Source organism: Blautia sp. Marseille-P3201T, from assembly GCF_900120295.1.
Taxonomy (GTDB): Bacteria; Bacillota; Clostridia; order Lachnospirales; family Lachnospiraceae; genus Blautia.
Window position 1 is genome coordinate 94,893 of the sequence record NZ_LT635469.1, and the last position, 19,626, is coordinate 114,518.

The following is a 19,626-nucleotide window of genomic DNA, read 5'->3' on the forward strand; positions in this document are numbered from 1 at the left end:
GAGTCTGTGATAAAAAGAAAGAGGTGATATTTTGGCATCTACGCAGGTAACACCTACCAGAATGGAGCTTACCCGTTTAAAGAAGAAGTTGGTTACAGCTGTAAAAGGGCATAAGCTTTTAAAGGACAAACGTGATGAGCTTATGCGTCAGTTTCTTGATCTGGTAAGGGAAAACATGGCATTGCGCCAGAAAGTAGAGGCAGGGATTTTATCAGCGAACAAGAACTTCGTCATCGCAAAAGCAGGTATGTCTGAGCAGATATTAAATACAGCTTTAATGTCTCCGAAGCAGGAGGTCTATCTGGAAGCAGGGAAGAAGAATGTTATGAGTGTTGATATTCCGGTTTTTGAAACAAAAACCAGAACAGCTGATGCAAATGATATTTATTCTTATGGCTTTGCTTTTACTTCCGGAGATTTGGATGGAGCAGTAAAATCTCTTGCAGATATTCTGCCGGATATGCTTAGGCTTGCAGAGGTTGAAAAATCCTGTCAGTTAATGGCTTCTGAAATTGAGAAAACACGACGCAGAGTAAACGCTCTGGAGCATGTTATTATTCCGGAAACTCAGAAAAATATTAAATATATTACTATGAAATTGGATGAAAATGAAAGAAGTACACAAATTCGTTTGATGAAGGTAAAAGATATGATGTTGGAAGAAGCACATCATTACAAAGAAAGAGAAGCTATGGTGGAATAGAATAATGAAAAAGAGGGACTGTCAGGAAATGGATAGTTCTAAAAAGGGACAGTTGTGACTTGTATGGATCACAACTGTCCCTTTTTTATCAATTATTTTAATTATCTAACGTTAGAAGCGATGGTTCTGTCATTTTAATATGATTTTCTAAGGAAGTTCTGTCAATCAAAGCTGGTACTACACCGGTTCTGGAAATACAAAATCCCGCTGCATGTGTTGCAATCTTTACTGCATTTAAAAGTGAATATCCTTCGGTTAAATAGGAGGCTAAGGCTGCGATAAAAGCGTCCGCTCCTCCTGTAGAGTCGATAGAAGGGAAATCAGCAGCAGGGAAATAACCGGAAAAATCTGTTGTTTTTACATAAGAACCCTGATGCCCTAAAGTGATGATAATAACCGGACATCCCTGCTGATAAAAGTAATCTGCCTGTTGCTCTACAGTGCTTTCAGAAGGACATAAAAGTGCAGCTTCGCGTTTATTGGGAACAAATATATCTGCGTTTTTTAAAAGTTGAGCAGGCAGCACCTTTAATGTGGCGGGTTTTATAATGTTTTTTGCATGGTGTGAATGGGCTGTTTTAGCGGCTTGAATGCAAGTATCCATAGGAATTTCTGTGGAAATTAGGCAATAACCGCAGCCATCAAATAAATGTTCTCTTGCTAGAATATCCTTGGGAGATAAAGTTTTGTTGGCACCGGGGAGAACTGTGATGCAGCTTTCAGCATCTTTTTGTACGTGAATATATGCTTTTCCAGTGCTGGTGTTTGAGTTTCTGCGTATTCCATGGGTCAGAATATGCTCCTTTTTTAAAGTATCATAGATAATTGTTGAGTCATAATCATTTCCGATTTTTCCGATTAAAATTACTTCTCGTCCAAGACGCGCAGCACCAATTGCCTGATTTGCTCCTTTTCCACCAAGAGAAATGCAGGAAGCAGTAGTGATAGTAGTGCTTCCTGAGCTTGGAAGCTCATCCACTGTCAGAGTAATATCTGTATTAATACTTCCTACAGAAATAATTTTTTTATAGCGGCAGGAAGGAGGGGCATTTAAACTTTCTTCATGGTCTAAAGTGAGATTTTCTGAGGTAAAAAGTGTAAATTCAGGTTCATTTAAATTTTCACAGGCTGCAATTAAATGGTAGCAGACTTTTTCTCCGAAAGCCTCATAGGGAATTTGCAGAGAAGAAATTCTAGGGAAACAGATGTCATCTCCGGCATCTTCTCGAAGACTTATAAGAGATAAATCTGAAGGAATATGGTAATGAAAGTTTTTTACTTTTTCATAGAGAGAAAGAGCAGCCTCAAAGTGGGTGCTGACAATTCCTGTAAAGCCTTGCAGGGAAATCTGAGTATAAAAATCAGGATCTGTAACAAGAAGCTTCATATCCTCAGAATAGGGAATTTCATTGTCAAAAAGACATTTTTTAAATCCTTCAAATACCATTTTTGAGCGAAAACTTCCGGGTTTTGTCAGGCAGGCAATGTGTGTGTGGCGGTAATCCAAAAGTTTTTGAGCAGCAAGATATCCCATCTGCATGAAATCCAGACAGTGAGAGGTATCAGGAAGGGAGGAGTTGATGTAAGAAACAGCAATATTCTGTTCCTGAAAGTAATGTTCATATTGAATACTGTTTTCATTTATTGGTTCCCAGATGACACCATCCACATGATGTTTGCACAGTGCAGTAATATGCTTCAATTCCTTTTCTTCAGAGTCCATACTGTCGCAAAGAAGAATATTGTAGCCGTGCTTTTGCGCCATATCCATAATGCCTTTTAACATTAAGTTTAGTAAAGTGGTATGTCTTAAAAGAACACCAATGATAAAAGTTTTTGCATTGGAAATGTTTTTGGCTGCTCCATAGGGAGTATAGTTATATTCTTTTACAATTTTCAAGACACGATTACGGGTTTCGATATTTATGTTATCTGCTTTGTTGTTTACAATTTTGGAAACGGTTGAAATGGAAACACCTGCCAGATTGGCAATTTCTTTGATAGTCATAAGAAGACGTCACCTCACTTGTGTTTAATCTTATAGAGTATTATTCACTATCTGCAATTATTTGTCAATAAAGGTTCTTCTCCTTTTTTTCTAATGGAAAAGGTCTTCTGGAGAAGTTGGCAATACAAAAATAGAGGACGCATGGAACTATTTATTTATCGTCAGTCCCTAGGTGTGAGAGTGTTAAAAAATACTCTTTTATATTTTTGATGTAATTATGTATATTATGCGCAAAAATACACATATAAAAATATGAAAAAGTACAAAATATACAATTATACTTGACGGAAAAAGAAAATAGTGATATATTTCTGATAAAGAAAATAGTTTAGGAAAATATTTTCCCAATATAAAAGGAGAGAAAATAGTGAGTAATATATTAGTAGTTGGAAGCCTGAATATGGATTTTGTAATTAACGTAAAGAAAATGCCACTTTCAGGTGAAACAATTTTGGGAGAAGATGTAAATCTTGTTCCGGGAGGAAAAGGTGCAAATCAGGCATATGCTGTAGGAAAGCTGGGTGGCAAGGTTGAGATGCTAGGTGCAGTAGGAAATGATTTGTATGGAAAGATGCTGATAGAAAATCTTCAAGATGTAGGTGTGGGAACATCCGGTATAGAAGTTATTCCGGGAACACCTACAGGAAACGCTTTTATCAGTGTTGATGAAGAAGGGGAAAATAGTATTATTGTTGTTCAGGGAGCAAACAATAAGCTGACAACACAAATGATTGACAGGCATTTAAAGCTTATTGAAGAAGCCGATATTATTATTATGCAGCTGGAAATTCCCCTTGAAGTTGTGGAATATGTAAAAGTTTTGGCAAAGGAGAAGGGAAAGAAAGTTATTTTAGATCCAGCTCCTGCGCAAAAAGATTTGTCAGAACAGTTTTTAAAAGGTTTCAATATTGTGAAACCTAATGAAACAGAGCTTCAGACTTTAACAGGAAAGAAACTTGAAACAAAAGAGGAATTGATTTTAGGGGCTAAGGAATTATTAGAAAAAGGAATTCAAACAGTCATTGTTACTTTGGGCGGAGACGGGGCTTTGCTTGTCACAAAAGACAGAGAAGAGTATTTCAAAGCTCAAAAAGTAACAGCAATTGATACAACTGCCGCGGGAGATTGCTTTACTGCCGCATTGGCATTGGCATTAAGTGAAGGAAAGGATTATGCTGAGGCAATTGGATTTGGGAACAGTGTGTCGGGAATTGTGGTGACACGAAAAGGAGCACAGACTTCCATACCTACAATGGAAGAAGTGATAGAAAAAATGAAGAAGGAGGAGAAAGAGTGAAGAGACCAATAATTATTGATTGTGACCCGGGTGTGGATGATGCCTTAGCAATTATTTTAGCACTGAAACATTCTGAGTTAGAGTTAAAAGCTGTATGTACAGTATCAGGAAATGGAGATATTGATAATACTACACAAAATGGATTAAAGGTGCTGTCTTTATGCGAGAGAGAAGATATTCCCTTGTACAGAGGCTCGGCAAGAGCACTAAATGACAAACAGCCAGATACAGTGCCTGCATTTGGCAATGATGGATTGGGGGGATATGCGTATACAATCGAAACCGAAAAACAGGAAGAAGCAAAAAATACGGTTGATTTTTTGATAGAAACTGCAACAGAACATCCAGGAGAAATTACATTGTTTGCTATAGGACCTTGTACAAATATTGCAAAGGCAATTCGAAAGGATCCAGAATTTCCTAAAAAAATCAAACAGATTATTATTATGGGAGGGGCAAAATATACAGGAAATATGAGTCCGGTAGCGGAATATAATTTTTGGGCAGATCCATTAGCAGCAAAAGAAGTACTAAATGCAGGATTTCAGGATGCTGTTATGATAGGACTTGATGTCACAAATAAAATTGCTTTAGGTGCAGATATTCGAGAAATATTGAGAATTTTCAATACGAAATTATCTAATTTCCTTTACAATGTTACTCGAGTGGGAGTAGAAGACAACTGGGAGACAAGAAAAAAACCAGTAGCACCAATGCATGATGTTTTGACTGTAGCATATTTTATTGATCCGTCTATTTTAACTTTAAAAAAGGCCAATATCGATGTTATTACAGATGGGATTGGAAGAGGTCAATCCATTGTAGATATCAACGGACACTGGAATGACGGAAAGTGTAATGCATGGTATGCAGCAGAAGTTGATGTGAATAAGTTTTACAGATTATTATTAACAACTATATTTGAAGATAAAAAAGAAGAGATATTAGAATATTTAGGCTGATAGCTTTGAAGGGAGAGGTTACTGTGAAAGAAAGTAGAGGACAGCCAACAAATGGCGTACTTTAATAAGCTGTCTTATGGCAGCCTTTGAAAAATTATTATTTTGAAAAGCTAGGAAGCTAATTGTGATTCGGAAAGAATTCCTTCTCTGATGAGCAGTTTCTTAGCCTGTTTGATAGCCTTTTCCTTTTGCTTTTCTTTCAAAGGTTCAGGTATATCAATCTTGTATAAATCGGTCGGATTCCACGGCTGCATGAGCGACTTGCACCAATGCAGGTTTGAGGTAGACACCGGCACGTGTTATCCTGACAGATTTCTTCTTACCAGCAGATTCATTGTTGCCGGGAGTCAGTCCTGCCCAACAACAGAGGCGTTTGGAATTAGAAAACGGAGTCATATCGGTACCAATCTCGGAGATAACAGTAATTGCACTGTTACGGTCAACACCCGGAATGGTACACAGTAACTGGACAGCATTTTCATAAGGGGCAATCAAAGAATCAAGCATAGTGTCTATATCATTGATTGTAGATGTGATATAATCCAGATGTGCGCGGACGAGGCGCATACGGTATTTTTGGGAATCGGTCATCTGATACCCTTCGATGGATTCAATGACACTGTCAGACTTTTTCTTTAGGGAACGGAGAAGTCTGGAAGCTATTTCTTCGTGGTTGATGGAATTGTCGGATCGTTCAATCAGGTAGTCAATAACAGATGTAGCTGATTTCCCAAAGATATCGGAAACAACCGAATCTAATGCGACATTACAGACAGTAAGCGCATTCTGATATCTGTTCTTTTCGCTGGTACGGCAGGAAGTCAACTTGTAATGATATCTTGTGAATTCACGCAAGATACGGATTGGTTTACAAGGGAGATAGCTCCCAGGAACCAGACCTAATCGAAACAAATCCCCAATCCATTTGGAATCTTTTGTATCATCCTTGTTACCTTTGACTGCTTTTACCCATTTGGGGTTGGCAATAGTGACGTTGATATCGTCTTCCAAGAGATTGAATACAGGAACCCAGTATTTACCGGTAGATTCCATACAGACATCCCGACATTGGTTTTCAATCAGCCAATTTTTGAATTGCAGGATCGAATTGTTGAAGGTGGAGAAACGTTTCTTTTGGTAAGAAGGTTCTACTCCGGAAATGGTTTTAATGATTGTGGCAACGAGAAAAGATTTGTGAACATCGACGCCACAGCAGGTTTGATAAACAACTTTCATGGTCAAAACTCCTTTCAAAGTGAGATAAAGAAGCCATTGACTGCTCCACCACACATTTAACAGAGAAGTTAAAACAATTCTTACTGTACGGTCTAAAAGAGCCACTTATTTGTGCTTGAAAGATGGAACTCACACTGATTATTATGCTGTCTAAAACCGAAGAAAGTCTTTACGACTCACCTCCCCGTGCTTTGTAGTATAACTTCTTTAACAATTATTTTATCAGTAACGTGGGGGATTAAAAGACTTTCATTACTATTTGTGCCGCCGACTTGGCGGCGGAATGGAGATTATTATGGGTTATATAGAACTTAAAAATGTTACATATACATATCCCCTCGCTAAAGAACCAAGCATTAAAAATATTACTATTTCTCTGGAAAAAGGAAAATTTTATGCAATTGTAGGAGCGAATGGAAGTGGAAAAACTACTCTGTGTAATATTATTCGTGGGTTTATTCCAGGATTTTTTCAAGGTGAGATGGAAGGCGAGGTAATTTTAGAAGGAAAATCTTTACAACAGTATACAATGGGAGAATTGGCACCAAAGATTGGCTATGTTTTTCAAAATCCTTTTAACCAGATTACAGGAGCCAGAGATAATGTATATGAAGAAATTGCCTATGGCTTAGAAATTTAGGTGTGGAAATCGAAAAAATAAAAGATACAGTATCAAAGGTTATGGAATTAACGAATACTGCATATTTAGCAGAAAAAAATCCCTTTGAGCTGTCAGGTGGGCAGCAGCAAAGAGTAGCGCTGGCATCTGTTCTTGCTTTAGAACCAGATATTTTTGTAATTGATGAGCCTACATCGCAGCTTGATCCAAAAGAAACGGAAAGAGTTTTTGACATTATTGATAAGATGAAAAAAATGGGAAAAACGATTATTCTGGTGGAGCATAAAATTGAGTTAATTGCAGAATATGCAGATGAGGTTCTGGCATTGGAGGAGGGAAAACTTATTCGACATGGAGAAAAACATGAGGTTTTGTCAGATTTGTCTTTATTAGAACGAGATATTGAACTTCCTCAGTCAGTAATTTTAGCAGATGAACTGCGGAAACAGGGTATTTCTATTGCTGAAAAGGTTATTACAAAAGCAGAAATGGTGCATCAGCTGAAGAAAACTATAAACAGATAGTAAGGAGGATAAAAGATGTCATTTATTAAATTTGAAAATGTAAAATTTGTTTATCCGAATGGGTATTCAGCTGTTGAGAATATTAGTTTTGAAATCGAGCAGGGTGAAAATATTGCGATTGTAGGGCAAAATGGAGCAGGAAAGACCACTACAGTGAAAATGATTAACGGATTGTTAAAACCTACAGAGGGAAAAGTTATAGTTGCTGGCATGGATACAAAGGATTTTACTACAGCTGCTTTGTCAAGAAAAGCAGGTTACGTTTTTCAAAATCCGGATGATCAAATATTTCATAATACTGTAGAAAAAGAGATACAATTTGGACCAGAAGTTTTAAAAATGAGTGAAAGTAAAATTAAAGAAATGGTAGAATATTCTGCAAGACTGACAGGGCTTACGGAAGTTTTAGATGAAAATCCGTATAATCTGCCTCTCTCCGTAAGGAAATTTGTCACCATTGCATCGATTATAGCGATGGATACAGATATTGTAATTTTAGATGAACCTACAGCAGGACAGGACATCAGGGGAATACGTCTTTTGGAAAATATCTTAAAGGAACTTACTGCAAAAGGAAAAACAATCGTTACGATTGCACATGATATGGAGTTTGTAGTTAATAATTTTGATAAGGTATTTGTAATGGCACATAAAAATCTTTTGAAGATTACAAATCCTAAAGAGGTGTTCAGTGATGATAAACTTCTGGAAGAAAGTATGTTGATGAAACCATATATCAGTGAGATTGTATCTGAGCTTGGGTTACCAGGGAAGATTACATCCAGAAGTGAGCTAGTGGAGTATGTAAAAAGGGCAAAAATGGGATAATGATTTTAGGACAGAATGGGAAGCAGTTCTGTCCTTTTATTTTGGAAAAGAAAGTTTTTCAATCTCAGTTCCTGTAAATTCAATATCCGGCAATAATTCAAAGTAAAAATCGGAATATTTTTCCGCAAGAGCCTGAATGCATCTGGCTTGGATGATTTTGAACTTTGAAAGGGAAACTGTGTCTTTATCAAAGGTAATGTAGACACTGATCCAAAGTTTTCGTCCGGTTCGAACGATATCATAATAAAGCTGTGTATGTCCATAAATACCAATAATCGGTTCAACGATATTTTTAATATCATCAATGGTTTCCTGTTCCGGTGGTATCAAGATTAGATCTCGAATGCCTGTAATTACTGTTTTAATTGGCATTGGGAGCATAAATATAGACAAGAATATGGTGATAATCTGGTCTATATAGGGGATGATAGGAGACAGTTGCGTATTGGCGAAGAATTTAGGGAGTAGAAACGCAGCTGTCATTCCCAAAGATACAATACTGTCTATTTCCCAGCCTTTTCTTTCTGTTTCTAATAAAGGAGAATTCATTGCCTTGTTCTTTTTTCTTAAATATAGAGATACAGCGATACCTAAAATGCAGGCGAAAAGTTCAAAATAAGCAACGGATTGAAAAGCAATCAGATGTCCGCCGTGAAGCATAAGGTTTAAGTTGTTTGCGATTAATCCGATGGTAACAGCGGTCATCATAATTCCTTTTACTACAACAAAGAGAGTCTCTATCTGCATATAACCGAAGGGATGTTTTTCGCTGGAGGGCTTGTAGAGTAACGGAATTAAAAAAATGGAGGGCAGGAGCATGAAGAATTCTACACCATCATAAACAGCATCAAGTAAAACTGCCTGAGAACTGGTGATAATGGCTGTGATTAATTCCACAATGACGAAGAATAAGTTTCCGTATAAGGAAACGGTCATGGCTTTCTTTTCTTTTTTCTGCGCTTTTCTTGACCTGTGCATGATTACATCTCCTAACTTGCTTTCTAAAATTATTATAGCAGAAGAAAAGAAAAATTCCATATAAATCATATTGAATTGTTTTGTTGTTTTTCGTATAATCCTTTTACAGTCAGAGATCAGAAACATAGAGGATAAAAGGATAAAACATGGTAGAAAAACAATTAGAAAATTTTGATTTAGAACAAATCTGCAATTCCGGTCAGTGTTTTCGTATGGAGAAAATGGAAGAAAACAGGTATCGGGTAATTGCAGGGGAAAGAAGCTTAGATATACACCAAAAGGGAAAGGCGTGTCTCTTTTTTTGCTCAGCAGAGGAATTTACAGAGGTATGGGAAACCTATTTTGATTTAAATAGGGATTATCAGGTTTACATAGATCAAATCAACCCTAAGGACACGTATTTGTTACAGGCATCTAAGCTTGGAAAAGGAATTCGTATTTTAAAGCAGGATTTATGGGAAATGATAGTTTCTTTTCTGATTTCTCAGCAAAATAATATTGTAAGAATTAGAAGATGTATTGAGAATATTTGCAGAGAATATGGAGAAGAGAGGAAAATAGCTTCAGGGGAGAGCTATTATGCTTTCCCAAAACCGGATGCATTAGCTTGTCTGGGAGAGGATGATTTAAAGGCATGCAATTTGGGCTATCGCAGTAAATATGTGGTACGTGCAGCAAAAGGAGTAGTTTCCGGTGAAATAGACTTGCGGCTTATTGAAAAAATGAAGTATGAAGAGGCAAAAGAAGAACTGCTTAAAATATTTGGAGTAGGGGTAAAGGTTGCAGATTGCATTTGCTTATTTGGACTTCATCATTTAGAGGCATTTCCTGTGGATACCCATATTAACCAAGCATTGGAAAAGCACTATAAAAGAGGATTTCCAAAGCGCAGATACAAGGGATTTGAAGGCGTTTTGCAGCAATATATTTTTTATTATGAGCTTTTTGGAGAAAAAATAGAATAGAAATAACCGGAGAGAGTTGTTGTTGATGCAGCAGCTCTTTTTTGTATAGGAAAGTACGTCCTATACAATAAAAATGCTCCGCAAAGAAGCGCAGCTCGCGGGAATGAAATTATCACTTTGTGAACCGCTCGCGCGCGGAGATTGTGCAGTTGCACAATCTTTTTTTGTATAATAGGAAATTCCGACTTTTGTTGGAACAATGAATGAAAATAGCCCACACAAAGGTGGCATAGGAACAAGATGACGCTCGTTAGAAGATATAAAAACCTTCTACACCAGCCTCATCGGCAAATAAATCATCTTCGTTTAAAAAGTAATCCATATCCAGAAGCTCCTCCTCGCTCATATTGCGAATGTCCTTAGGAGTCATTCCTTCTGGTGGATTGTCAATGTATTTTTTGCGTAATTCCTCGATACCTGTTTTCATGGCAACCATCCTCCTTTTAGAGGATTATAGCATAGAATGTAAAAAAAGAAATCATGCAGAAGAACGCTTTCCGAGAAATTTGGACATTGCTTTCTCATAAAGTTCTTCGAGGGATACGCGTTGGTGATTATAATAAAGTTCCAGGAACTCCATTTTGTGCCTGCAGCCGGGACATTCCAAAGGATCATAGCCGAAGGAAAAAAGAATGGCATTGCGCCACAGGTTGAAGCTTCGGTAAATGCGGTGCCTGCTTTTGGGGATAGCCCGGTAGAGTTTTGCATCTGTTTTTCTGTGTCTGGCATATAAGCCGCCATAACGGATCATTTTAAAGTGCTTTTCGGGGATATGGCGGATCAGCCTTTTTATGAAATCCATGGCAGGAATAGTTTCCTGTATATATTGATCATCCTCATGGCGGTTATAATGAAAAGTCACCATTTCGCCATCATAGGAGTCAATTCTGGAGACGGCGATGACAGGTCGGCCAAGATACCGGCCAATATAGCGGATGACTGCTTTAGGGTCACAGAGGTTTGGTCTGGCATAAACATAGAAGCCCTGCTTGTGTTCATCATAACATTTGGCTTTTACTTTTTTGAAAGAAGAACCGAGGAGAGTTTCCATCTCATTGAGGAGAGCGGTGCGGAAAGCATTCCGAAGAAAGGTGTAGTTAAAATGCTTTACGGGTTTCCAGAGTCCATCATCACTAAGACCGCCTTCGGAAATAAGGCAGTGAATGTGAGGGTTCCATTTGAGATCCCTGCCAAAGGTATGCAAAACCATGAGAAAGCCGGGGGTAAAATTTTTGGATTGATTGATTTTGAAAAACATACGGGAGACGACACTGTTGACGGAATGAAAAAGGCAGTCAAGGAGTGTGCGGTCTTTGAGAAAGAAATCCCGAAGGTTTTTGTCAATGGTAAAAACACAGTGGCGATGGCTGGACTGTATGAGTTTGAAAGCCATGCTGGTAGAGCGCTCCATGGAATATTTGATGCCGCAGGTAGGGCAAAAGCGGCTGTGACAGCGGAAAGGAACGAATTTTAGGTTACCGCAGTGGGTGCAGGCATACATGGCACCGCCGAAGGAAGGATCACCGCAGTGGATCATTTTATCAATGTTTTCCATTTCCGTTTTTTTGGGATGGAGGGTATATTTAAATTCTTCATAATAGTCGGTAAAAATTTTTTGAAGTATATTCATGAGAGTATTATGACAGATAGGGAAGGAAAAAGAAAGCCCTAACCCCTCAAAGATTGAGGGGCAGGGGAGTTGAAGTGTCGAAGACACTTTTTTATTTCATAGGAAATTGCGTCCTATGAAATCAAAAATGCTCCGCAAGGAAGCGCAGCTCGCGGAAATGAAATTATCACTTTGTGAACCGCTCGCGCGCGGAGATTGTGCAGTTGCACAATCTTTTCCAAATTATGTAGAAGATTGACAAATGTGCAGTTGCACAGTAAAATTTAAGTGAGGAAATGTGCAGATGCATAGGAGAAAATTATGGAAAAAGATAGAAATAAGAAGATTGAAAAGACAAAGGCCAATATATTAGAAGCATTGCTTCTGTTGCTGCGGCATAAGGAAATTAATGAAATTTCTATTCGGGAGCTTACAGAGGCGGCCCATATACATAGAAACACTTTCTACATACATTATACAGATATCTATGATATTCTGGCAGAAGTAGAGGAGAATATGTGTAGAAAGGTAAAGGAAATGACAGACGAAATGGAGCCGGCTCAATTAAAGGAAAATCTGGAAGCAGTTTTAAAGAAGGTATTTGAGTATCTTTATCAGGAGAGGGAAAAGTGTGGACTGATTATGAGATACAGGGGAAGTGTTTCAAGCGGAAAAGGGCTTGTAGAGTCTATTTTTGTAAAGTATTTGAATGCTTTTCCAAATACTTTTGATGAAGCATCTGTGGAATTTCAAGTACAGTTTTATTATTGTACTACAGGTGCTATGGGAATTGTGCGTTACTGGATGGAACATGATTTTAAGGAAAGTCCCAAAAAGATGGCAACGCTTACGGCCAGGCTTTTAACAAAAGGAATACAGGGAGCATTAGAGGAAACTGGGAGAGGATAATTTATGGAAGATTATGTAAGATTGGAAAACGTAACAAAGATATACAAGATGGGAGAAGTGGAAATTCATGCGGCAGATGGGATTGATTTTTCTATATCAAAGGGTGAATTTGTGGTAATTGTAGGCCCAAGTGGAGCCGGTAAAACAACAGTTTTAAATATTTTAGGGGGAATGGATACTGCTACAGCGGGAAAAGTTCTGGTAGACGGAAAAGACGTGGCGAAATATACACCGAAAATGCTTACAGGATATCGCAGGGATGATATTGGATTTGTTTTTCAGTTTTATAATTTAGTGCCTAATTTGACTGCACTGGAAAATGTGGAGTTAGCACTTCAAATTTGTAAAGAACCATTAGATGCAAAGAGTGTTTTGGAAGATGTGGGTCTGGGAGATCGTCTGGATAACTTTCCGGCACAGCTTTCCGGAGGGGAACAGCAGAGAGTTTCTATAGCCAGAGCACTGGCAAAAAACCCTAAGCTTTTGTTGTGCGATGAGCCTACAGGAGCGTTGGATTATAATACGGGAAAGGCGATTTTAAAACTTTTGCAGGATACCTGCCGTCAGAAGGGGATGACCGTTATTGTGATTACTCATAACTCGGCTATTGCACCTATGGCGGACAGAATTATACATATCAAGAATGGAAAGGTGTCCGGTATGGAATTAAATCCAAATCCTGTTCCGGTAGAAACCATTGAATGGTAGGTGACTGGTATGAAAAAGAGAGCAATAAGAAAGGATTTTTATGTAGAAATACGCAAAAGTCTGGGAAGATTTTTATCTATTTTCTTTATCGTAGCAATGGGAGTTGCATTTTTTTCCGGCATTCGAGCAGGTGAACCGGATATGCGATATTCGGGAGATGCCTACTTTGACAGAAATAATGTTATGGATCTTCGCGTTATAGGCAGTCTGGGGCTGACAGAAAAAGATATAGAAGCATTAGAAAAGACAGAGGGAGTAGAAAGGGCAGAACCGGGCTATTCTGCTGATATGCTGTTGAATGTGGAGGGAAACCATAAAGTTCTCCATGTAGCTTCTATCTTAGAAGATATGAACAAGTATACAGTAGAAGAGGGAAGAATGCCTGAGAAATCAGGAGAATGTCTTATGGATGGGGATTTTTTAAAGGCTCATGGATTTAAAATTGGTGATAAAATTACCCTTTCCAGTGGTACGAAGGATGCGGTTACTGAAACTTTAAAGACAGATACTTTTGAAATCGTAGGAAGTGGCAGCAGTTCCATGTACTTTACTTATGCCAGAGGAAGTAGTACTGTGGGGAATGGTGAAGTCAGCGGATTTATCGGTGTTCTTCCGGAGGATTTTGGATTGGAAGCGTATACAGAATGCTATGTATCTGTGAAAGATGCAAAGGCGCTGACAGCTTTTACCTCCCGGTATAATGCCAAAGTAGAAAAGGTACAGGAAAATATTGAAGCAATTGCTGACGAACAGGGAAAACGAAGAGCGGATGAAATCCGTGATGAAGCAAAGGCAGAGCTTGCAGATGCCAGGGAAGAATTAGAGAATGGTAAGAAGGAAGCAGAAGAAAAGCTTACGGATGCCAAAAAGCAGATTGATGATGGAGAAAAGCAGCTTCAGGAAGGAAAAAATCAGCTTGAAAAAGCAAATCAGGAACTGCAAAACGGAAAAAATAAGTTATATGCCAGTCAGAAAGAGATAGATGCAGCAAAGAAAGAAATATCCAATGGCTGGAGTCAGTATAATGCAGCAAAAAAAGAATTTGATGCACAAGAAGCAGCTTTTAAAGAACAGTATGACGCAGGAATGGCAGAAATTGCCAAAGGAGAAGAAGAACTTACAAAAGCATGGGATGCTTTTTACAGTCAGAAATCAGAATATGACAAAGGTGTTGCTGCACTTGAACAGGCAAAGGAGCTGCTTGCGAAGCTTTTAGCAAGTTTGGAAAGCGGAGCTTTGCCACCGGAACAAGTGCCTGAGATACAGGCGAAGGCAGATGCACTGAAAACAGAGATTGCAGAAAAAGAGCCTGTTTTGCAGGCGGCGGGACAACAGATTGAAGCGGCAAAAGCAGCATTGGAACAGAAACAGCAGGAAGCAGATATTCAATTTGCAGAGGCAAAAAAACAGTTAGAACAGGGGCAGGCTGCTATTGAAACAGGCAGACAGCAGTTAGAAGCAAGCAGACAGAAGTTGGTTTCCGGCGAAGAACAGGCGAAAAAGGGACAACAGCAGATTGATGCAGGATGGAGTAAAATTCGCGAGGGAGAAAAACAAAAGACAGAAAGTGAAGCTTTAATTGCGGAAAATGAAGAAAAGCTTGCCCAGGCAAAGGAGGAATACGAACAGGGGAAAGCAGAGGCAGATCAGGAAATTCATGACGGAGAGGAAAAAATAAAAGATGCTCAGTTAGAAATCAATAAGATTGAAAATGCTCAGTGGTATGTGCAGGATAGAAGTGCATTACCGGAATATACGGGATTTGGAGATAATGCGGATCGTATTCGGGCGATTGCGAAGGTGTTCCCTATTTTGTTTTTTATTGTAGCAGCATTAATCAGTTTGACAACTATGACACGTATGGTAGAAGAGCAGAGAACGCAGATTGGAACTTTAAAAGCTTTGGGATATGGAAAGCTGAGTATTGCCGGGAAATACTTAAACTATGCACTCTTGGCAACAGTAGGAGGAAGCGTTTTTGGCGTACTTTTTGGAGAAAAGATTTTTCCTTATATTATTGTAAATGCCTATAAGATCATGTATACCCATGTTCCGGATATAGTAATTCCTTATAACTGGGAATATGGAATAATGGCAGCGGGAGCGGCAATTTTATGTACAGGTCTGGCAACCTTTTTGGCTTGTTATAAAGAGCTGGCTTCTCAACCGGCTGTGCTTATGAGACCACCGGCGCCGAAACAGGGGAAAAGAGTCTTTTTAGAGAGAATTCCATTTATCTGGAAACATTTAAGCTTTATTTGGAAATCTACTATTCGTAATCTTATCCGTTATAAAAAGAGATTTTTCATGACAGTTTTCGGAATTGGCGGCTGTATGGCATTGATGATTGTAGGATTTGGCCTTCGTGACTCTATTTTTGCCATTGGTAAGTTACAGTATGGTGAACTGCAATTATATGATGGAATGGTTATTCTGGATACAGATGCGGAGGAAGAAGACAGACAGGAACCTATAGAATACCTCTCTTCAGAAAAGGCTGTTTCTACTGTGATGGAAGGATATTTAAAGAAAGTTGAAATTTCTAAAGGAGATGAGCAAAGGGAAGTTTATTTATCTGTTCCTGCAAATCTTGAGGATAATAAAAAATTCCAGGTTTACAGAAATCGTATTACAAAGAAGGAGTTTAACCTGGAAGAAAATTCTGTAATTATAACAGAGAAGGCAGCAAAGCTTTTAGATTTGAAAAAAGGCGATAAAATTACACTTGATGGACAGGATGGAAATAAGACAGAGCTTCAGGTGACAGATATATGTGAAAATTATATGGAACATTATCTGTATATTTCTCCGGAAACGTATAAGAAAATTTATGGAGAGGATATGGAGCCGAATACTGTTTACTTTAAAATGAAAGAGTTTAATAAACAGGAGCTTAAGAAAATCGGTGAGAATATCTTAAATAAAAGAGGAGCATTGAATGTAACTTATACTTATAATATACAAAGCCAGTTGGATGATATGCTGGAGAGTCTTGATATTGTTATTGTAGTGTTAATTATTTCTGCAGGACTTCTTGCCTTTGTAGTTTTATATAATTTGAATAATATCAATATTACGGAACGAAAACGCGAACTTGCAACGATTAAGGTTTTGGGATTTTATGATAAAGAGGTTTCGGCTTATGTGCTCCGAGAAAATATTTTGCTTACCATAATCGGTGTAGTAGTGGGAATTGCACTGGGAAGTATTCTACATCGTTTTGTGATTGTGACAGTGGAAATTGACAGTGTGATGTTCACCAGAATTATTGAAAATATCAGCTTTGTGTTGAGTGCAGCGCTGACTTGTATGTTTTCCTTTCTTGTAAATGCAGTGATGTACTTTAAATTAAAGAAAATAGATATGGTAGAGTCTTTAAAGAGCGTGGAGTAAGAATTCTTACAAAAGATGTAAGTGTTTTTTCCGGCTGTCATCTTTTATAATAAAGGTATCTTAAATAAGGAGATGAGGAGTATATGGGAAAAACATTATTAGAAATACAAGGGTTAAAGAAAAGCTATGGAAGAAAAGAGGGGGAGACAAAAGCTTTAAACGGCGTTTCCTTTCAGGTTTTGGAAGGGGAATTTCTGGGAATTATGGGGAGCAGCGGTTCTGGAAAGACTACACTTTTAAACTGTATTGCAACCATGATAAAACCGACAGAAGGGAAAATTTTACTGTCGGGAGAAGATATTGGTAGATTTAAAGGAAAAAAGTTGGCACAGTTTCGAGGCAAAGAAATCGGATATCTGTTTCAGGATTTTGAGCTTTTAGATAACCTTACAGTAGAAGAAAATATTCTCCTGCCTTCTGCCATCCATGGCGACAGCCGGAAACAGGCAGAAAACAAATGTATGGAATTGGCACACTATCTGGAGATGCAGGATGTGTTAGATAAGTTTCCTTCTCAGATTTCAGGTGGTCAAAAGCAAAGGGCAGCAGCGGCAAGAGCTCTGATATCTCAGCCGAAAATTCTGCTGGCAGATGAGCCCACAGGAGCTTTGGACAGCCACAGCGCCAAAAAGCTTTTAGAAAAAATAAATGGTGTGTGTAAAGATTTTAAAACAACGGTGATGATGGTAACGCACGATGCCAATGCGGCAAGCTATTGCAGTAGAATTTTATTTATTCAGGACGGAGTTATTTTTCATGAGCTTCGGCGTCAACTTCCGGAGGAAAGCCAGTCTGATTTCTATCGGAGAATACTGGAAGTGACGGCTGCACTGGGAGGAGGAAGCGCCAATGTTTTATAATCTGATTAAGAGAAACAGCAAATCCGACAGGAAGGAAAACAGTCTTTATTTTGCTTCTCTGATTATTTCCGTGGTGGCATTTTACGTGATTTTATCCATAGAAAATCAGGATGTGATGAAATTTATAAAGAGTATGGAAAGTGATGCCGTTCAGAAGCTTTTAATTCTTATTCCTATCTTTTATGTATTTTCTCTTTTTGTTCTGTCCTTTTTGGTGTTTTTTACAACACGGTACCAGATGGAGCGCAGAAGCCATGAGTTTGGACTTTATCTGATGATGGGAATGAAGAGAAGCCGTTTGTTTTTTATGCTCATTGCAGAAGATATGGTAAATACGGCGGTGGCCTTTCTGGCAGGATTTCCTATTGCCATTTTGCTGACAGAGATTATCAGTCTTACTGTATCAAGACTGATTGGATTGGGAATTCTGGAACACCACTTTACCATTACATGGACGGCTGTTTTATGGACTATAGTAGGGATTGTTCTGATTAAAATCGTAATTCTAAGTGTTTTAAGTGGAATAACGGTAAATAAAGAGCCGTATGTATTGATTAAAAATTCAGATGAAAGTGAGAAAAAGAGGACAAAAGGGCAAGGCTCACCGGTTTTTCTTCTTGGCGGTTTTCTTCTTCTGGGAATTGCATATTTTCTGGGTGTGAGAAAAGGGTTATGGGAGCAGATGCGTTCCCTTTTATGGATTTTGCTTTTTGGAATAACAGGAACATATCTTTTGTTTAAAGGTTTTTATTTCTTGTTTCAAAAAGCTCTGAAAAAGAAAAGAAAAGGGCTTAGAACTTTTACGCTCAGACAGTTACAGGAAAGTGTTTTTCTGAAAAGCGGATTTTTAGCGTCCTGTTCTCTTTTACTTTTGATTGCATTTTGCTGCCTGTCCTTTGGAATTTCTGCTACATTTTCGCAAAAACCGGAACGTTTTACGGATTTTACTTTTGTAGGTGAAGAACAAGAAGTAAAAGAAAAGCTAGAGCAGGCAGGCATTATGGAGCAGTTTCAGAATTTTTACCAAATGGAGCTTTCCTTTTTGTCTACATTTGAAGGAGAGCATACTTTTTCCTGTGAAGAACTGCTGAAAGCAATCAAGGAGCTTCCTCCTTCAGAGAACCGGGATATTTTAATTAACAATTTGGGATATTTAGATGCTCCATATATAATAAAACTATCCAGTTATAACCAACTTTTAAAATCAGCAGGGAAAGAGCCTCTGGTTCTGAAAGAAGATGAAGTATTTCTCTATGAAGATCCCAGAATGAGTGAAGAATATGTAGAAACTTTGCAGGAAGCATTGAAAACAGGAGTGCATCTGCAAATTGACGGGCAGGATTATCTGATGAAAGAAAAGGTTATGTCCTATGATGTGGTGACAGATGATAAAATTACGCTTATGGATGCCTTAATTGTAGAAGACAGCGTTTTTGAAATTTTATGTGAAAAGGATAGTACACAATCCTATTGGAATGCCATATTGAACGATAAGATAATTGAAAATGAAGGATTGATTAAAGGGTTTACAGATATCAATAAAGAACTGGCAAAAACAGGGTTAGAATATGAAAGCTATATGGAAAATATGGGAAGACACTTGTTTTATATAGTGTCAGAGAGTTATCTGTCTATTTATCTGGGGGTTGTATTTTTGATTATAGCCAATACGGCAATCGGAACACAGTTCCTTATGTATCAAGGGAAAACAGGAAAACGTTATCAGGCCTTATTTGCCCTCGGGGCAGATTTTTCAAAAGCTTCAAAATCAGGGAGAACACAGGTGTGCTGGTACTTTTTCCTTCCCGCAGGAGTAGCTGCCGTCAGTTCTGTTTTCGGAATTCAGTCAATGACAAACGGACTTTTGTCTTCTTATTTTGAAGAGCAGCAGAGTAATATAATAGTAATAGCACTTCTTGTAGTCTGCCTCATCGCTGTGGTAGAATGGGTATATATCAGAACAGTGATGAAAAACAGTGACAGAAATATTCATGCTTTGCTAGAAAGAAAAAGAGATGAATAGGAAA

General features: G+C 38.2%; 16 protein-coding genes and 1 pseudogene. 12 read left to right on the forward strand and 5 right to left on the reverse strand.

Translation table 11 applies throughout. The features are described from left to right. Nucleotides 1-31 precede the first annotated feature (31 nt). Entirely contained in the window at nt 32-703 is a 672-nt protein-coding gene (locus tag BQ7352_RS05465) for a V-type ATP synthase subunit D (RefSeq protein WP_072447660.1), read from the forward strand. Between the two features lie 97 nt (nt 704-800). Here BQ7352_RS05465 and BQ7352_RS05470 read toward each other — a convergent pair whose 3' ends face one another. After that, nucleotides 801-2,711: a PfkB family carbohydrate kinase gene (locus tag BQ7352_RS05470; protein ID WP_072447662.1), complete on the reverse strand. Its 1,911-nt coding sequence runs from the start codon at nt 2,709-2,711 to the stop codon at nt 801-803. A 367-nt stretch (nt 2,712-3,078) separates the two neighbouring features. Here BQ7352_RS05470 and rbsK point away from each other — a divergent pair, with 367 nt between their 5' ends. Beyond that, a complete protein-coding gene (rbsK, locus tag BQ7352_RS05475) occupies nt 3,079-4,008 on the forward strand; it encodes a ribokinase (RefSeq protein ID WP_072447664.1) in 930 nt (309 codons plus the stop codon). Continuing rightward, nucleotides 4,005-4,970, forward strand: a complete 966-nt coding sequence (locus tag BQ7352_RS05480; protein ID WP_072447666.1) for a nucleoside hydrolase — start codon at nt 4,005-4,007, stop codon at nt 4,968-4,970. Before rbsK ends, BQ7352_RS05480 begins: the two co-directional genes overlap by 4 nt. 110 nt (nt 4,971-5,080) lie before the next feature. Here the strand turns inward: BQ7352_RS05480 and BQ7352_RS05485 are convergent. Then, nucleotides 5,081-6,206, reverse strand: a pseudogene (locus BQ7352_RS05485) (IS110 family transposase). A 295-nt stretch (nt 6,207-6,501) separates the two neighbouring features. On the opposite strand from BQ7352_RS05485, the gene BQ7352_RS14960 reads away from it, so the two are divergent. From BQ7352_RS14960 to BQ7352_RS05495, 3 genes are read left to right on the forward strand one after another with little or no spacing between them, the layout of a single operon-like run. Continuing rightward, nucleotides 6,502-6,846, forward strand: coding sequence for an ATP-binding cassette domain-containing protein (locus BQ7352_RS14960; protein WP_256381141.1), 345 nt, complete (start codon nt 6,502-6,504; stop codon nt 6,844-6,846). 2 nt (nt 6,847-6,848) lie between these two features. Next, nucleotides 6,849-7,349 (forward strand): energy-coupling factor ABC transporter ATP-binding protein, encoded by a 501-nt coding sequence (locus BQ7352_RS14965; protein ID WP_256381142.1) that lies wholly within the window; start codon nt 6,849-6,851, stop codon nt 7,347-7,349. Nucleotides 7,350-7,364: 15 nt separating this feature from the next. Further along, a complete protein-coding gene (locus BQ7352_RS05495) occupies nt 7,365-8,177 on the forward strand; it encodes an energy-coupling factor ABC transporter ATP-binding protein (RefSeq protein ID WP_072447668.1) in 813 nt (270 codons plus the stop codon). Between the two features lie 36 nt (nt 8,178-8,213). On the opposite strand, the gene BQ7352_RS05500 is transcribed toward BQ7352_RS05495, so the two are convergent. Then, entirely contained in the window at nt 8,214-9,155 is a 942-nt protein-coding gene (locus BQ7352_RS05500) for a cation diffusion facilitator family transporter (protein WP_072447670.1), read from the reverse strand. Nucleotides 9,156-9,301: 146 nt separating this feature from the next. Here BQ7352_RS05500 and BQ7352_RS05505 point away from each other — a divergent pair, with 146 nt between their 5' ends. Continuing rightward, entirely contained in the window at nt 9,302-10,120 is an 819-nt protein-coding gene (locus tag BQ7352_RS05505) for a DNA-3-methyladenine glycosylase family protein (RefSeq protein ID WP_072447673.1), read from the forward strand. Between the two features lie 250 nt (nt 10,121-10,370). Here BQ7352_RS05505 and BQ7352_RS14620 read toward each other — a convergent pair whose 3' ends face one another. Both BQ7352_RS14620 and BQ7352_RS05510 read right to left on the reverse strand, forming a co-directional pair. Continuing rightward, nucleotides 10,371-10,547 (reverse strand): hypothetical protein, encoded by a 177-nt coding sequence (locus BQ7352_RS14620; RefSeq protein WP_200791354.1) that lies wholly within the window; start codon nt 10,545-10,547, stop codon nt 10,371-10,373. 51 nt (nt 10,548-10,598) lie between these two features. Beyond that, nucleotides 10,599-11,750: an IS91 family transposase gene (locus tag BQ7352_RS05510; protein ID WP_072447676.1), complete on the reverse strand. Its 1,152-nt coding sequence runs from the start codon at nt 11,748-11,750 to the stop codon at nt 10,599-10,601. Between the two features lie 300 nt (nt 11,751-12,050). Here BQ7352_RS05510 and BQ7352_RS05515 point away from each other — a divergent pair, with 300 nt between their 5' ends. The 5 genes from BQ7352_RS05515 to BQ7352_RS05535 all read left to right on the forward strand — a co-directional run bounded on the left by BQ7352_RS05515 (nt 12,051) and on the right by BQ7352_RS05535 (nt 19,622). Further along, nucleotides 12,051-12,638: a TetR/AcrR family transcriptional regulator gene (locus tag BQ7352_RS05515; RefSeq protein ID WP_072447678.1), complete on the forward strand. Its 588-nt coding sequence runs from the start codon at nt 12,051-12,053 to the stop codon at nt 12,636-12,638. Between the two features lie 3 nt (nt 12,639-12,641). Beyond that, nucleotides 12,642-13,346, forward strand: coding sequence for an ABC transporter ATP-binding protein (locus BQ7352_RS05520; RefSeq protein WP_072447680.1), 705 nt, complete (start codon nt 12,642-12,644; stop codon nt 13,344-13,346). A 9-nt stretch (nt 13,347-13,355) separates the two neighbouring features. Then, the gene (locus BQ7352_RS05525; protein ID WP_072447682.1) at nt 13,356-16,739 is read left to right on the forward strand and encodes an ABC transporter permease; all 3,384 of its coding nucleotides are present in this window, start codon (nt 13,356-13,358) and stop codon (nt 16,737-16,739) included. An 83-nt stretch (nt 16,740-16,822) separates the two neighbouring features. Then, nucleotides 16,823-17,599, forward strand: coding sequence for an ABC transporter ATP-binding protein (locus tag BQ7352_RS05530; protein WP_072447684.1), 777 nt, complete (start codon nt 16,823-16,825; stop codon nt 17,597-17,599). Beyond that, entirely contained in the window at nt 17,589-19,622 is a 2,034-nt protein-coding gene (locus tag BQ7352_RS05535; RefSeq protein WP_072447686.1) for an FtsX-like permease family protein, read from the forward strand. The genes BQ7352_RS05530 and BQ7352_RS05535 overlap by 11 nt, the downstream gene beginning before the upstream one ends. Nucleotides 19,623-19,626 lie beyond the last annotated feature (4 nt).

Coding starts and splice junctions, on each gene's coding strand:
- BQ7352_RS05525 (WP_072447682.1), top strand. CDS start 13,356: ATGAAAAAGAGAGCAATAAGAAAGGATTTTTATGTAGAAATACGCAAA.
- BQ7352_RS05505 (WP_072447673.1), top strand. CDS start 9,302: ATGGTAGAAAAACAATTAGAAAATTTTGATTTAGAACAAATCTGCAAT.
- BQ7352_RS05510 (WP_072447676.1), bottom strand. CDS start 11,750: ATGAATATACTTCAAAAAATTTTTACCGACTATTATGAAGAATTTAAA.
- BQ7352_RS14620 (WP_200791354.1), bottom strand. CDS start 10,547: ATGAAAACAGGTATCGAGGAATTACGCAAAAAATACATTGACAATCCA.
- BQ7352_RS05495 (WP_072447668.1), top strand. CDS start 7,365: ATGTCATTTATTAAATTTGAAAATGTAAAATTTGTTTATCCGAATGGG.
- BQ7352_RS05535 (WP_072447686.1), top strand. CDS start 17,589: ATGTTTTATAATCTGATTAAGAGAAACAGCAAATCCGACAGGAAGGAA.
- BQ7352_RS14960 (WP_256381141.1), top strand. CDS start 6,502: ATGGGTTATATAGAACTTAAAAATGTTACATATACATATCCCCTCGCT.
- BQ7352_RS05470 (WP_072447662.1), bottom strand. CDS start 2,711: ATGACTATCAAAGAAATTGCCAATCTGGCAGGTGTTTCCATTTCAACC.
- BQ7352_RS05520 (WP_072447680.1), top strand. CDS start 12,642: ATGGAAGATTATGTAAGATTGGAAAACGTAACAAAGATATACAAGATG.
- BQ7352_RS05530 (WP_072447684.1), top strand. CDS start 16,823: ATGGGAAAAACATTATTAGAAATACAAGGGTTAAAGAAAAGCTATGGA.
- BQ7352_RS05500 (WP_072447670.1), bottom strand. CDS start 9,155: ATGCACAGGTCAAGAAAAGCGCAGAAAAAAGAAAAGAAAGCCATGACC.
- BQ7352_RS05515 (WP_072447678.1), top strand. CDS start 12,051: ATGGAAAAAGATAGAAATAAGAAGATTGAAAAGACAAAGGCCAATATA.